Source organism: Bradyrhizobium sp. Leo170, from assembly GCF_004296405.1.
Classification (GTDB): domain Bacteria; phylum Pseudomonadota; class Alphaproteobacteria; order Rhizobiales; family Xanthobacteraceae; genus Bradyrhizobium.
This window is the reverse complement of record NZ_PSRR01000030.1, coordinates 1-14,009: the sequence shown is the minus strand read 5'-3', so window position 1 is coordinate 14,009 and position 14,009 is coordinate 1. Positions and strand designations below refer to the sequence as shown.

The 14,009-nt window shown below is 62.8% G+C and carries 12 protein-coding genes; 9 read left to right on the top strand and 3 right to left on the bottom strand.

All coding sequences use genetic code 11. The features are described from left to right. Positions 1 to 652 precede the first annotated feature (652 nt). Both CWO89_RS08275 and CWO89_RS08270 read right to left on the bottom strand, forming a co-directional pair. Complete coding sequence (locus CWO89_RS08275) at positions 653 to 2,260, bottom strand: rhodanese-like domain-containing protein (RefSeq protein ID WP_130578138.1); 1,608 nt, start codon at positions 2,258 to 2,260, stop codon at positions 653 to 655. Positions 2,261 to 2,278: 18 nt separating this feature from the next. Beyond that, positions 2,279 to 2,776 (bottom strand): cysteine dioxygenase family protein, encoded by a 498-nt coding sequence (locus CWO89_RS08270; protein WP_283813518.1) that lies wholly within the window; start codon positions 2,774 to 2,776, stop codon positions 2,279 to 2,281. 664 nt (positions 2,777 to 3,440) lie between these two features. Here CWO89_RS08270 and CWO89_RS08265 point away from each other — a divergent pair. From CWO89_RS08265 to CWO89_RS08240, 6 genes are read left to right on the top strand one after another with little or no spacing between them, the layout of a single operon-like run. Next, positions 3,441 to 4,985: an ABC transporter substrate-binding protein gene (locus tag CWO89_RS08265; protein ID WP_207234428.1), complete on the top strand. Its 1,545-nt coding sequence runs from the start codon at positions 3,441 to 3,443 to the stop codon at positions 4,983 to 4,985. Between the two features lie 59 nt (positions 4,986 to 5,044). Beyond that, complete coding sequence (locus CWO89_RS08260; RefSeq protein WP_130578135.1) at positions 5,045 to 6,031, top strand: ABC transporter permease; 987 nt, start codon at positions 5,045 to 5,047, stop codon at positions 6,029 to 6,031. Further along, positions 6,031 to 6,918: an ABC transporter permease gene (locus tag CWO89_RS08255; protein ID WP_207234427.1), complete on the top strand. Its 888-nt coding sequence runs from the start codon at positions 6,031 to 6,033 to the stop codon at positions 6,916 to 6,918. Before CWO89_RS08260 ends, CWO89_RS08255 begins: the two co-directional genes overlap by 1 nt. A gap of 17 nt (positions 6,919 to 6,935) precedes the next feature. After that, on the top strand, positions 6,936 to 7,970 hold the full coding sequence (locus CWO89_RS08250) for an ABC transporter ATP-binding protein (protein WP_130578161.1): 1,035 nt from the start codon (positions 6,936 to 6,938) through the stop codon (positions 7,968 to 7,970). After that, a complete protein-coding gene (locus tag CWO89_RS08245) occupies positions 7,951 to 8,889 on the top strand; it encodes an ABC transporter ATP-binding protein (RefSeq protein ID WP_130578134.1) in 939 nt (312 codons plus the stop codon). The genes CWO89_RS08250 and CWO89_RS08245 overlap by 20 nt, the downstream gene beginning before the upstream one ends. A gap of 54 nt (positions 8,890 to 8,943) precedes the next feature. Continuing rightward, on the top strand, positions 8,944 to 9,669 hold the full coding sequence (locus CWO89_RS08240) for a maleate cis-trans isomerase family protein (protein ID WP_130578133.1): 726 nt from the start codon (positions 8,944 to 8,946) through the stop codon (positions 9,667 to 9,669). Between the two features lie 11 nt (positions 9,670 to 9,680). On the opposite strand, the gene CWO89_RS08235 is transcribed toward CWO89_RS08240, so the two are convergent. Then, positions 9,681 to 10,532 carry a LysR substrate-binding domain-containing protein gene (locus tag CWO89_RS08235; protein WP_130578132.1) on the bottom strand — a complete coding sequence of 284 codons (852 nt, stop codon included), beginning with the start codon at positions 10,530 to 10,532 and terminating at the stop codon, positions 9,681 to 9,683. A gap of 265 nt (positions 10,533 to 10,797) precedes the next feature. Between CWO89_RS08235 and metC the strand changes: the two genes are divergently transcribed. From metC to CWO89_RS08220, 3 genes are all read left to right on the top strand, one after another. After that, on the top strand, positions 10,798 to 11,961 hold the full coding sequence (gene metC, locus CWO89_RS08230; protein ID WP_130578131.1) for a cystathionine beta-lyase: 1,164 nt from the start codon (positions 10,798 to 10,800) through the stop codon (positions 11,959 to 11,961). A gap of 55 nt (positions 11,962 to 12,016) precedes the next feature. Beyond that, the gene (locus CWO89_RS08225; RefSeq protein WP_130578130.1) at positions 12,017 to 13,030 is read left to right on the top strand and encodes a M14 family metallopeptidase; all 1,014 of its coding nucleotides are present in this window, start codon (positions 12,017 to 12,019) and stop codon (positions 13,028 to 13,030) included. A gap of 42 nt (positions 13,031 to 13,072) precedes the next feature. Then, a partial coding sequence (locus tag CWO89_RS08220; RefSeq protein WP_165421058.1) for a molybdopterin-dependent oxidoreductase occupies positions 13,073 to 14,009 on the top strand: 937 nt, incomplete at its 3' end.

Genomic DNA, 14,009 nt, shown 5'->3' with positions numbered 1-14,009 from the left:
CCTCGGTGCGACTATCAGCCGCGTGCGCATCAAGAACGGCGCGGATGGCCGCGCTCTCGGCAAGTGTGGTGATCGATTGCTCGCGGCTCCGCGATGTGCGCCCGTCAACCAAGCGCGTCGGAAGGCCTTGCCACACGCGGCCGTGCTCGCCGGTCCCTTAAGGTCGCGCGTATGCAGCTTAGGCTCATCAAGCACCGTTTCGATCGCCGCAACGATGGCCTGCGTCGGTGATCAGTACATGATCGTCAGCCTTCAGCCGTTGCGAGCATCACTGTTGCGATCGCAGCCTGTCCGGTAGGATAAAGGGCGGCACGATACCCCCCTCGAGCTCCACCGACGCATCCTCGAGCGCGTGCGTGCTGTCTGTCCCCTGCGCTCCGTAGGACACAGGACGCTCATGCTCACGCCGCGCTCGCGTGTCACGCCAATTTTCAACATAATCAAAAACAAAGGTGCCGCCCCGGGTAACCGGCGTGTTGACCCAGCCGCGGTCAGAACGTCCGGCGCGCAGAAGCCGCGTTGCTGGACGAAGAGGCCGCATCACCGCCTCCGTGCCGCGTACGAGGCAACTGGCGACAAGCCAAACGTTTGAACCGGCGGCCCGCTGTCTTTCTTTCGTGCTCAGGGAGCCCGTAAACACCGAGCCAGGATTTCATATGCGAAAAGCCTCGCGTTCCTCTGAATCGATCTGAGACAGGAGGTTTGTCTCCCAAGCCAGATACCGGCGCGCTGCCTCCTTGTTGCCCTGATGCCGATCATGCACGAAGAACAGGAAATCGATGCAGTTCGAATCGGCCGGGAGAACCGGCGTTGCTTCCACTGCAAGACCGGCGGCTGCCCACGCTTTCGAATCAGCGACATGCAGGAGCGGATCGTGCACGCCGCGCTCGGCAAGATCCAGGGCCGCAAGCCGCGCCGTCTCGGCCGTATCGGCTATGAGCACCACGCGCATGCCGGATGGCAGCGCCAGGCTCGCAAGCAGTGGGCGGATCGTCCATACAGCCCCCTTCAGGTGCCCCTTCCGATAGGCCGAGCTCGAACGCAGATCGAGCAACAGAATCCCGTCCATGCCGGCGAGCGCGTCGGCTGAAACCGTGCGGAGCAGCGGCAGCGGCAACGGCAGCGGCCTTTCGTGAAGAGGAGACAGGTGCGCTGCCGCGCCTTCGACGAGTACCTGCGCATCCCAGCCCATCTGTCGCAAGCGGGCCGCGATCACCGGCGCACGCACGCCTTCACTGTCGAACACCACCAAGCGGGCACCACATGTCCCGATGAATTGATCGGTCGCCTGGATGAGCTGGCCGCCCGGAGTGCTTTGGGCCCGTGGCAGACTGCCGGCGGCGAACTCTTCCGGCGTGCGCACGTCGCAAAGATAGGTCGTGCGCCCTGAATCCGTCAGCCAGGTGTCCACCGTGTCGGCATGCACAAACGGCACCTGCCATCGCGCGGCAAAGTCGAGAGCGCGTCGGCGCAGCTCCGGCAGCCGTTCGTCGGCAGGCGGCGCCGGATAGAACCGGTCGGCACCATGATCCAGCGGCAGATCTTCCAGGAACCAGCCCTGGGTGCCGTTCTCGAGTGCGAACACCGGATTTGGGAGACCCAGATCGATCAGGGTCTGCGCGCCGATGATGCTGCGCGTGCGTCCGGCACAGTTGACGACAATGGTGGTCGAGGGATTTGGCGCAAGCAGATCGGCTCGCAGCGCCAGCTCGCCATTGGGGCAGCACACCGCCGTCGGGATGCTCATCTTGCGGTATTCGTCGACCGGGCGACCGTCGAGCACCACCAAGTCATCGCCACGCACGAGCCGATCGGACAGCTCGCGCGCGCTGATGCGCGGTGTATGAAATGACAGCTCGGCCTGTTCGCCGAAGGTCTTGCTGCGCACGTTCACGCCGGCGAACAACTGAAACCCGGCCTCGCGCCATGCAGGCGCGCCGCCCTCGAGAATGAACACGTGCTCGTAGCCGAGGGCGGTCAGGCGGACGGCAGCTCGCTCGGCCAGCCCGGGTGCGACGCCCTCCGCTCCGTCGTCATAGATGACGATGCGAGTGCCGATCCGCGGCACCAGGCGCTGGATGTCGCTTTCAAGCCGACTGTACGGTAGGGACACACAAAGAAAGATATGTGCTTCACCATACTGGCCATGCTCGCGCACATCGAGCAGGGCGATCTCGGCGCCATCATGGAGCCAGCGCTTGAGTTCGCGCGCGCCAATACGCGCCGGCGCCGCAGCGGCGGCAGTCGATGCTTCGTTCATCTGTTCGAGATTCCAGTGTCAGCGTCGGGTCTGAACGCCGATCGCCATGGGCTTCGCCGTCTTGGCCTCAAGATCAAAGGTGGAGCGTTCAGTCAGCGTCTCAAGCGCTCGACCATACATGTGCAGATGACGAATGGGCTTGTCGCCACGGATCTCCACCGAATGGATGTCGTCAGGCATCAACGCTATCCCCGTGCCCGGTCCCACGACAACGAGATCGGACAATTCGAGCTCCGCGTGTCCGGGCTTCGTCCCATCGTCGAGGCGACGGTACACGAAATTGTGCTCCTCTCCTTCGATCCCTGCGACGCAGGCCCAGGTCGTGTGGTTGTGTGGCGGAATGCGCCGTCCGGGCAACATCACGTTCAGATAGAGGGCGAAACTGCGATCGGGATCTTCCTGGATCAGGTAGCGCGCCTGGCGTGTCTCGACGTCGGGCAGCGGATATGCGTCTGGCGACCAGAGTTCGGCGCGAGCTGCAAGCCCGCGGAGTTCGATGAGGACCTCGTTGAGCACAGCGCGCTCCAAGGGAGCCCTTGCAGTAGCAATTCTAATGCGTTCGATCGTCGAACGAACCGTGTCGCGACGGGTCTCATTCACACCCATGGGGTCTCCTCGACGGCAAATGACAGCGAGAGCGGTATCTGTCTGCAGGACTACGCCACGGGGAACCGTCCAACAATTTAATTCTGCCATGCCCCAACATCAGAATTCCTAATGTATTCTGGCCGCATTTTCTTGCGCCAGAGAAACACACGAAATATCAAAGCTACAGCAGTACGTTCAAGCGGACCTCATGCAATCGATTAGATTTCCTTACCGGTTGGCATCGAACTTTTAAATTGTGCCCGCTTCGTGGACAGGCTCAATTAGAAGGCACGCAGGTTTTCCGAGCGTTTCAATGTCGAGCGTTGGGCGGACAGAGGCAGATGAGGATCGGCGCATCATCACGGCCATCCATAAGCAATTCTGTAGCAACCTCCCGGCGCGCGTCGGGGCGCGAACGGGGCCAACCAGCTGGACCGCGCGCAAGACGCAGTCCGCTAAAATCGAGACAAAGCTGTCGAGATAACTGAGGGGAACGATGACGATTGAACGTATCGGGCAACGCCAAAACGGCTGCGGACCCGCACGAGGCAGCTTGCCGGAGAGCAGGAGGACCACCCGATGGATCAAAAGCGTGCTGGCATCGACCGTGCTCTGCGCTGGCGCATGGCTTACGCCCGCCCACGCCGAGACGGCCACCATGGTGCTCGCCACCGAACCGCCGACCCTCGTCTCCCTCACGAACGTCGCCACGACCGCCCTCGCCGTGAGCGGCAAGGTCACCGAAGGCCTGCTTGAATACAACGAAGATCTCAGCCCGGAGCCGCTCCTCGCCACCTCGTGGAACATCAGCCCGGACGGCAAAGAATACAGCTTCAAGCTGCGGGAAGGCGTGCGCTGGCACGACGGCAAGCCTTTCACCGCCGCAGATGCCGCCTTCTCGATCAACCTCCTGAAGAAGGTGCATCCACGCGGGCGCTCCACCTTTGCCAATGTGACATCAGTGGAAGTCCCTGATCCACAGACCCTGGTGATCAAGCTGTCGCAACCTGCGCCCTATCTGATCAAAGCGTTTGCCTCGACCGAGACACCCATCGTCCCGAAGCATCTCTATGAGGGCACGGACGCCGCGTCCAACCCCAACGGCAACACGCCGATCGGCACGGGCCCGTTCAAGTTCAAGGAATGGCAGCGCGGCAACTATATCGTCTACGAGCGCAACCCAGACTACTGGGGTAAACCCGATCCGAAGATCGACCGACTGGTGGTCAAGTTCATTCCCGATGCGGCCGCCCGCTCGATTGCGTTCGAATCCGGCAGCGTGGACTTCGGCTATCGCACCCCCGTGGCGCTATCCGATCTCGACCGCCTGAAAAGCCTCCCGAACCTGAAATTCGAGACCAAAGGCGCAAGCTATTCGTACAACGTGACGCGTCTCGAATTCAACCTCGACAACCAGTACTTCAGGGACAAGCGGGTTCGGGAAGCGGTGGCCCACGCCATCGATCGCAAGGTCATCGTGAACACGATCCACTATGGATATGCCACCATCACCTACTCGCCCATCGCCCCGGGACTGAAGGAATTTCACGACCCGACGCCGAGCCCTTACGCCTACGACCTGAAAGCCGCCGCGAAGCTGCTCGACGAGGCGGGACTGAAGCCGACCGATGGCAAGACGCGGTTCCGTCTCACGCTCGACTTCAATCCTATCACCACCGAGGGGCGGCGCCTCGCCGAATATATCCGCGCCTCACTCGCCAGGATCGGCATTGCAGTCGACCTGCGCGCACAGGACATCTCCGCCTTCGTAAAGCGCATCTACACAGATCGCGATTTCGACTTCGCAGTGAACGGCGCGAGCAATCTCTTCGATCCCACCGTTGGTGTGCAGCGACTCTATTGGTCGAAGAGTTTCGTCAAGGGCGTGCCCTTCTCCAATGCAACCCACTATTCGAATCCGGAAGTGGACCGGCTGCTGGAGCAGGCCGCGGTAGAGAACGACCCCAAGACCCGTGTCGGATTGTTCAAGAAGTTCCAGGACATCGTGGCGGAAGACATTCCCGACCTCAACCTGGTCTCGCCCACGTTCCTCACCCTGCACAACGCGAAGATCCACGATCTCGCGACGACCGCTGACGGCGCCGAAGGCAACCTTGCGCACCTTTATGTCAAATGAGTCACGCCCCCCGGCGTCGGCTCGCCGGAACCGTCCATTGAACCTGTGAGGCCCGCTCGATGCGCCTTCTTTCCCGTGCAGGCAAGAGCCTGAGTCGTACCGCCATCCAGGCGTTGCCGGTAGTGCTCGGCATCGTGGTCTTGAACTTCCTTCTGCTGCAACTTGTACCCGGCGACGCGGCCGACGTGATCGCCGGTGAATCCGGCTCCGCCACGGCCGAGACGATGGCAGCCCTCCGAAAGCAGTTCGGACTCGATCAACCGGTGCTGATACAGCTTGCCAACTATCTCGATCACCTCGCCCATCTCAGTCTCGGCTTCTCTCCGCGCTACAACACCCCCGTGGGCGATCTGATCATGTCGCGCCTGCCCTTCACGCTGCTGCTGATGCTGAGCGCCTTCGTACTCTCGCTTGTAGTCGGCATCGCCTTTGGCGCGTTCATGGCCGCCTTCGCGCGGCGCTGGCCGGATCGGGCTTTGTCGCTGTTCGTGCTGATACTCTATTCGGCACCAGGCTTCTGGGTGGGCCTGATGATCATCGTGCTGTTCTCGGTGAAACTCGGCTGGCTGCCGAGCGGAGGCGCGATGACCGTCGGCGCCGACCTGACCGGTCTTGCCCGAATGGGCGACCTTCTCACCCATCTGGTGCTTCCCAGCATCTCCCTCGCCTGCTTCTTCACCGCGGTGTACGCGCGGCTGACCCGCTCCGCCATGCTTGAAGTGGAGCGGCAGGACTTCGTACGCGCCGCTGAGGCCAAGGGCCTCGGCCCCTTCGCCATTCAGATGCGTCACGTGCTGCGCAACGCACTGATCCCGGTCACCACGGTTGCCGGCCTCCACCTCGGCAATCTGCTGGGCGGAGCCATCGTCGTGGAGACGGTGTTCGGCTGGCCGGGCATGGGACGGCTCGCGCTCGACGCTGTGATGGCGCGCGACTTCAACGTCCTGCTCGGCGTTCTCCTTCTGTCGTCCTTCGTAGTCATCGTTGCCAACGTGCTTATCGACCTGCTGCACGCATGGCTTGACCCGCGCATCGAGTCCGTTTGATGTCGACCAATATGACGAGCCTCCCCGTCACCCTTCTTGCCGTTCCGGCAGCGAAGAACGGTCGACTTTCCGCCTTCCTCAGGCAGCCGACCTTTGTCGCCGGTCTTCTCATTCTTGGCGTCGTGATGACGCTAGCTTGCGTGGCCGACCTGCTTTATCCGGGCGATCCGCAGGACCTGGTGGGTCCTCCCCTTTTGTGGCCGTTCCAGAAGACGGAGTTCCAGCTCGGCACGGATTCTCTCGGTCGAGATATAGCCGCCGGCCTCGTACATGGCGCGCGGGTCTCACTGATCATCGGCTTCTCGGCGGCCTCGATCGGCCTGCTCATCGGCACGCTGGTGGGCGCCGTGGGCGGCTATTTCGGCGGCTTAGCGGACAACGTACTGGTGCGCGTCACCGAGTTGTTCCAGACGGTACCAGCCTTTCTCCTGGTCGTCGTCATCGTCGCCATCGGAGAACCCTCGCTCAAGGTCATCGCACTGGCCATTGGGATCGCATCCTGGCCGACCATCGCGCGCCTGGTACGCGCGCAGTTCCGTTCCCTGCGCGAGCAGGATTTCGTCATGGCGGCACGCAGCCTCGGTTACTCCGACACGCGCATCATCTTCGTCGAGATCCTGCCTAACGCCTTGCCGCCGGTCGTGGTCACCGCTTCCGTGATGGTCGCCGGCGCAATCCTCACCGAGACCGGGCTTTCGTTCCTCAACATGGGTGACCCGAATGTTGTCTCGTGGGGCTCCATGATCGGAGACGGGCGAGAGATGTTGCGGACGGCGTGGTTTCTCACCGCCCTTCCAGGCACCGCCACGGCGCTCACGGTGCTCGCCCTCAACCTCATCGGCGACGGCCTCAACGAGATCTTCAATCCGAGGATGCGAGAACGATGACCGCGCCGAATTCCGCCATGCCACCGTCCACCAGGACTCCCGGATCGATCCTCCGATCGCAAGGGCCGCTTCTGGACGTGCGCAACCTCTCGGTGGCGTTCCCCGGCCACCTTGCGGTACGCGATATCTCCTTTCACATCGACCACGGTGAGACCCTCGCCCTTGTGGGTGAATCCGGTTGCGGCAAGTCGGCCACCTCCTTCGCGCTGATGCGCCTGCTGCCTCGCGGCACCGCCGTCGCCGGAGAGGTCAACTTCAACGGCATCGACCTGTTCAGGACCGATGCCCGCGCGCTCCGGAACATCCGAGGCAAACGCATCGGCCTCATTCTTCAGGAGCCCATGACCTCGCTCAATCCGGTGCGGACCATCGGCGACCAGATTGCCGAAGGGCTTGTACGGCACGAGAAGCTCACCTGGACACAGGCGCGGACCCGCACAGCGGAGCTGCTGGATCTCGTACGGATTCCCGACGCCGCCAGGCGCTATGACGACTATCCCCACAACATGTCGGGCGGCATGCGCCAAAGGGTGATGATTGCGATGGCAGTGTCGTGCAATCCGCAGCTCGTCATCGCCGATGAGCCCACGACCGCCCTTGACGTCACCCTGCAGTCGGAAGTTCTCGAACTACTCGACAGCTTGCGCAGGCAGCTTCAGATGGCGCTGCTCCTGATTACCCACGATCTCGGCGTGGTGGCGCAATGGGCCGATCGAGTAGCTGTGATGTATGCCGGCCGCATTGTGGAGCAGGCCGCGGCGCACGACCTGTTCGAACGGCCAGTCCATCCCTATTCTCAGGGCCTCATGCGGGCAACGTTGAGGCTCGATGACGGAACCCACTACAGCAACGCGAGGTTGAGCGAGATTCCTGGAAGCGTCGCCTCTGCTGCAGGCGAGCAAGGTTGCGCCTTCGCGCCGCGCTGCTCGCAGGCGACTGAGGCTTGCTATCATGCACCTCCTGCACTTGTACCGTTCCGTGACCGGCTCGTGGCCTGCCGTGTTGCCGTCGAACCTTCCGAGGAGCCCTTCCGTGCAGTTGTTGGACGTTGAGAACCTTCAGACCAGCTACCATTCGCACGGGCGCATCCTCAGAGCGGTGGATGACGTCAGTTTCACCGTAGGAAAGGGCGAGACGGTCGGCCTGGTCGGAGAATCCGGCTGTGGCAAGTCGACGCTCGGCAAGACGATCCTTCGCCTTGTTCCGAGCTCGGCCGGACAGATCCGCTTTTCGGGTGCCGACATCGCGCCACTATCCGGCAAGGCGCTCATTCCCTATCGCCGACGGATGCAGATGATCTTCCAGGATCCATTCGGCTCCCTCAACCCTCGCCAGACGGTGCGGACCCTGCTGGATACCGCGCTGAAGGTGCACCGACTCGGAGACGTGACCGAACGCACCAGGCGGATCAACGAGACGATCGACCGGGTCGGCCTGCCCCGCACCGCGCTGTCCCGCTATCCGCACGAATTCTCCGGCGGCCAGCGCCAGCGCATCGGCATCGCGCGCGCCCTGATCCTCGAGCCGGAACTCATTGTCTGCGACGAGCCAGTCTCGGCCCTCGACGTCTCGATCCAGGCGCAGATCCTGAACCTGTTGGTCGACCTCAAGCGCGACCTCGGTCTGTCCTACCTGTTCATCTCCCACGACATGTCGGTGGTGCGCTATTTCACCGACAGAGTGCTGGTGATGTATCTCGGTCGCATCGTGGAGAGCGGGAGCTATGAGACGCTGTGGTCAAACCCGCGCCATCCCTATACCCGCGCGCTGATCGACGCGGTGCCGTCTTACGATGCGCAGAAGAAGCGAACGGCGGTAGTACTCAAGGGTGATTTGCCAAGCGCCTCGCAGGTGCCCTCCGGTTGCCGCTTCCGCCTACGCTGCCGTTTCGCGCAGGAGCGCTGCTCGGATGAAGAGCCGGCATTGCGTCGGATGCCGAGCGGGCAGAGCGTCGCCTGTCATTTCGCGTGAGAAAGATCGCCCGGGAGCTATTGCTGCCGGCCCCATCGCACATGAGGTTTTTCCGTGAACCATGATATCCGCCGCATCGGCGTCCTCGCCCCACCCGCCAATGTGGCGGTGGAACGGGAGTGGCCAAGTTACCTGCCCGATGGGGTGGTCATGAACCACAATCGTCTCTCGCGCACTTCCACGGCGGTCGCGAAGGACGAGCTTCTCGCCATGAACGCCTCCGTCGAGCGGGCGGCGCGCGACCTCGCGTTTGCCCAGCCGGAGGTCATCGTCTACGCCTGCACCTCTGGCTCGTTTCTCAACGGACCGGACGAGGCAGAAGCACTGTCCCGCCGCATCGAGGCGCTGACGGGTATTCCTGCCGTCACAACCTCTCAGGCGGTAATCGCGGCACTGCACGCGTTGCGGGCGAAGCGAGTCTTCATGATCACTCCCTACGCCGACGCGGTGAATGCGGTGGAGGCGTCCTTTCTTGCGCATTTTGGCGTCACCGTCGCAGGCATGGACGCCTTCCGCTGTGCCCAATCCTCCGAAATCCGGGCCCTGACCTCCGAGCAGGTGGCCGAACTCGCACGCGCGCATCATGGTGAGATTGGCAGCTGCGACTCCCTTTTCATCAGCTGCACCAACCTGCTCACGATGAACGAGATCGACGAGCTTGAAGCGGCTTTGGGCGTGCCGGTGGTCTCCTCCAACCAGGCGAGCCTGTGGGCTGCCTTGTCGCAGATGAAAATCGCTGCACCTTCCGCGCCGGGACGGCTGTTCCGGCAGGCTGCGTGAGGATACGTCGCTCAGAAGGCCATGCCCCGGAATGTCTCGAACACCTGCTGCGCAGCCTCGTCAACGCTTTCATCGCGCATATAGAGATAGAAGGTAACGTCCGGCAACCGCGGCAGGTCGTCGGCCTCTCCCAGCACGCGCAGATCCGGCGTCAACATTTCGATGTTGCGGGCCGTGATTCCCAGGCCGGCCCTCACCGCCGCGCGAATGGCGAGGAGATTGAGACTGAGATAAGCGATGCGCCAGGAGAGATGGGCACGGTCCAGCGCGTCGATGGCAAGCGCGCGAAATAGGCTTGGTTCATTGGACAGAATAAGCGGCAATTGCTTCTTGCGCTCGAACTGGTAGTCAGCTGCACACAACCACACCGTAGGGGAGCTGCGCAGCGCGATGCGCGGCAGGTTTGGATCAAGCCTCGTCGTGATCGCGAGATCGAGCTCGCCCTTCTTGAGCTCCTCCATCAGAAAAGGGCTGCGACCGGTACGGACTTCAAGCAGGACATTGGGGTGGCTCTTGGCGATCCGCCCGAGCATGATCGGCAGAATGTTTTCTGCCATATCATTGCTGGCGCCAAGCCGCACCACTTCGGTTTGCCCCGGCCTGGTGGCGAGCGCCGCGTTGGCCTCGTCATTGAGCGAAATGATGCGCCGGGCATAATCGAGCAGCTTCATGCCGTCATCCGTGAGCCGCTTCGTGCGCCCCTGCTTTACCATCAGCAATTTGCCGACATGGCTCTCCAGACGCTGCATCTGCTGGCTGACCGCGGATTGCGTTCGATGCACCCGTTGCGCCGCCGCGGCAAAGCTTTCGGCATCCGCGATAGCGACGAATGTACGCAGCAGATCGAGGTCGAGATTGCGCATGGACGATCCAGAGAGAACCGGGTCAACAAATTAGGGTAGCTTATGAGTCTCGTCGCGACATTTAAATTGTGAGGCCACGGCTTGGGGCGTAATCATGTAACGAAACCCTCTGTTCTTCAGTAAGAAGGCAGTACGAACGACCCATGGAGCGCTCCCGCGGTGTCAAGCAAGATTTCTGCCAATCGATTAGCAATCCTGCAAGATATCCAATATTCCTCCGGTCGCACCCGCCGCACCGCTCCGCTTCGCCCCTGAGGTTCGTGCCATGAAGAAAGACACGCTTCTCGTTCGCGGCGGCCGTGCGGCCACCGGCCCCGTCAACCCGCCAATCTCGCGGGCCTCCACAATTCTCTTCAAGGATCTTGCTGCCTTCGACGCCACCCGCGCCGACCGGTTCGGCGCCTTGCGTTACGGCATTCACGGCACCGACACACTTTTCGCACTCGAGCACGCGCTCGCCAAGCTTGAAGGCTGCCATCGCGCCATCGTGCTACCGTCAGGTCTTGCCGCCATCACAGCCGCCCTCACCGCGGTAGTCAAGGCGGGTGATCACCTGCTCATGGTAGATACCGTCTACGGACCCACGCGCGCGTTCTGCGACGGATTGCTAGCCCGCAATGGAGTCGAGACGACCTACTACGATCCCCTGCTAGGCTCCGGTATCGCCGACCTCATCGGTGACAATACGCGGGCAATATTCTGCGAGAGCCCCGGCTCGCTCACCTTCGAGGTGCAGGACGTGCCGGCCATCGCGAAGGCCGCCCATGCGCGCTCGATCCCGGTTCTGTTGGACAATACCTGGGCAAGCCCGCTGTTCTTTGATGCCCTCGCCCACGGCGTCGACATATCAATCCAGGCGGCGACCAAATATATTTGCGGCCACTCGGATGTGATGATGGGCACGATCGCCACAACCGAACGGTGGTGGCGGCCGGTGCGCAACGTGGTGGCGGACCTCGGCTTTTCCACGAGCCCGGACGACTGCTATCTGGTGCTGCGCGGCATGCGCACGCTCGGCGTAAGAATGCGCCACCAAATGCAAAGCGCGCTCACGGTGGCGCGCTGGCTGCAGGCTCAGCCGGACGTGCGGCGCGTGCTGCATCCCGGCCTGCCCCACGATCCCGGGCATGCGCTCTGGTCGCGCGACTTTACCGGCTCGTCCGCACTTTTTGGCGTCGAGCTCGCGGCCCGCTCTCAAGCCGCGCTCACGGCCTTCATTGATACACTGGAGCTGTTCGGCATCGGCTCGAGCTGGGGCGGATATGAGAGTCTCGCCTTGCCGGCGCGCTTCACGCGCACCGCCCGGCCCTTCCCGCTCTCGGGCACTCTCGTGCGCCTGCACATTGGCCTTGAGGATTCCGACGACCTCATCGCCGACCTCACCAAGGCGCTTGCTGCCATGCGTGCGGCGGAAACCGCAGCAACATGAGTCGTCCGCGCCAGATCCGACTCTTTGTATCGAGAGACCGCACAAGGACATCCAGATGACTGAGACTTCTTTCGCCGAGATCCTCGCTGTCGCGAAGCCTGCGAGCCTCACCACGGGAGGTATCTTCGTCGGCCGGCTGGCATCGGGCGTGGCCATCGAGATTCCCTACCTTATTGCCAAGGGCGCCAAGCCGGGAAAGTGCCTGTGGCTCAACGGACAGGTCCACGGCGATGAGATCAACGGCATCGTTGCCGCCCTCGACTTTGCTCGCGGACTCGACCTCTCCGCACTCTCGGGCAGCGTGGTGGTGAGCTCGACCGCAAACCCGCTAGCCTTCGACGGACGTCGCAAGAAAGCGCCGCAGGACGATATTGATCTTGACCAGTCCTTTCCTGGTGCGGCCGCAGGACTGAGTTCCGAGCGTATGGCGAAGATCTTCTTCGAGGCCTCTGCCGCTGCCGACGCGCTGGTGAACCTGCACACTATGGGCACGGCTTTCGATGCGGACCCCTACGCTGTCTACAAGGTACATCCCAACGGGCGCGTCACCGAGGCCGAGCTGTTGCGCCTTGTCGCTCCGTTCGCACCCGCCGTCGCGTGCCGCATGAGCATCGCAGGCGGCACCGGAGAGCTTCCGGGCAACCTCGCCGGCGCCCTCGACTATCAGTGCCTCGACCGCGGACAGATCTCCTTCATGATCGAGCTTGGCGGCGGCGGACGCCTTGTGCGGGAGCATGTCGCGCAAGGCATCGCCGGCTTCGACGGGTTGGCACGCGGCCTCGGTCTTCTGCCCGAGACGGCTGTTGGCCCGCACAGTCTTCGCCAGGTGACCAAGCGCCGCCACGTGACGTGCTCTGAGGGAGGAATCTTTCGCGTGCATGCCGTCCCCACCCAGATCGTTCCGGCCGGGCAGGCTCTGGGCGAGGTCATGGACCTGCACGGCGTGATACGCGAGCGCGTGACGCTTCCATTCGACGCGCTGATCATCGGGATCCGCCGCGATCCGGTGGTGCATTTCGGCGATCGCGTTGCTTTCGTCGCCGAAGCATGGGCCGACGTACGGACTTGAGCCCGCGATGGACCGACGAAGAGACGGCTGAAGGAAATCGCCATGGCCCTGCGTCGCTTCCCCCATCTTGCCCACTGGGGTGCGTTCACCGCCGTCGTCGAAGATGGACGGCTGGTTGGTTGCGAGCCCTTCGCAAGCGATCCCAATCCATCGCCGATCCTCGGCAACATCGTTCCCTCGGTTTATTCGGACAGGCGCATCCGACGGCCTGCGATCCGCGAGAGTTGGCTCAAGCATCGCCACCGCGCCGGTGGCGATGGCCGCGGCCGCGAGAAGATGGTCGAGGTGGACTGGGACGAGGCTCTTGAACTCGTCACCGAGGAGATTCGCCGGGTAGAGGCGAAGCACGGACGCGAGGCGCTGTTCGCAGGCTCCTATGGCTGGTCTTCCGCTGGGCGATTCCACCACGCACGCTCGCTCATTCGCCGCTTCTACTTTTCCGGCGGCGGTGCGGTGGATCAGCAGGGCAACTACAGCTGGGGCACCGCGCAATTTCTGCTGCCTTATGTGATCGGCACCTACAGCCCTCTCACGGGACGCGTCACCGCGTGGCCGAGCATCCTCGAACATACCGAGATCTTTCTCGCCTTCGGCGGACTGGCGCTGAAGAACGGACAGGTCTCCTCCGGCGGAGCCGTGCAGCACACGCAGGAGCTCTGGCTGCGACGCCTTGCCGAGAAAGGCATCCCTGTCGTCAACGTGTCTCCCACGCGCGGCGATTGCCCCGACTTTTTGCGCGCCGAATGGCTTCCGATCCGGCCCAATACCGACGTGGCATTGATGCTCGCGCTCGCCTACGAAATCCTGCGCATCGGCGGTGAGGATCGCAATTTCCTCTCCACTTACACGGTTGGGCACGAAACGCTTTGCGACTATGTGCGCGGCGTCGGTGACGGCGTCCCCAAGACGCCGGAATGGGCCGAGCAAATCTGCGGGCTGCCCGCGGCGGCAATTGCAAGGCTCGCCGCGCAACTCGTCG

Bases quoted from the DNA above. Each gene is read 5' to 3' on its own strand.
- CWO89_RS08235 (WP_130578132.1), bottom strand. From the start codon at position 10,532: ATGCGCAATCTCGACCTCGATCTGCTGCGTACATTCGTCGCTATCGCG.
- CWO89_RS08250 (WP_130578161.1), top strand. From the start codon at position 6,936: ATGCCACCGTCCACCAGGACTCCCGGATCGATCCTCCGATCGCAAGGG.
- CWO89_RS08225 (WP_130578130.1), top strand. From the start codon at position 12,017: ATGACTGAGACTTCTTTCGCCGAGATCCTCGCTGTCGCGAAGCCTGCG.
- metC (WP_130578131.1), top strand. From the start codon at position 10,798: ATGAAGAAAGACACGCTTCTCGTTCGCGGCGGCCGTGCGGCCACCGGC.
- CWO89_RS08255 (WP_207234427.1), top strand. From the start codon at position 6,031: ATGTCGACCAATATGACGAGCCTCCCCGTCACCCTTCTTGCCGTTCCG.
- CWO89_RS08260 (WP_130578135.1), top strand. From the start codon at position 5,045: ATGCGCCTTCTTTCCCGTGCAGGCAAGAGCCTGAGTCGTACCGCCATC.
- CWO89_RS08275 (WP_130578138.1), bottom strand. From the start codon at position 2,260: ATGAACGAAGCATCGACTGCCGCCGCTGCGGCGCCGGCGCGTATTGGC.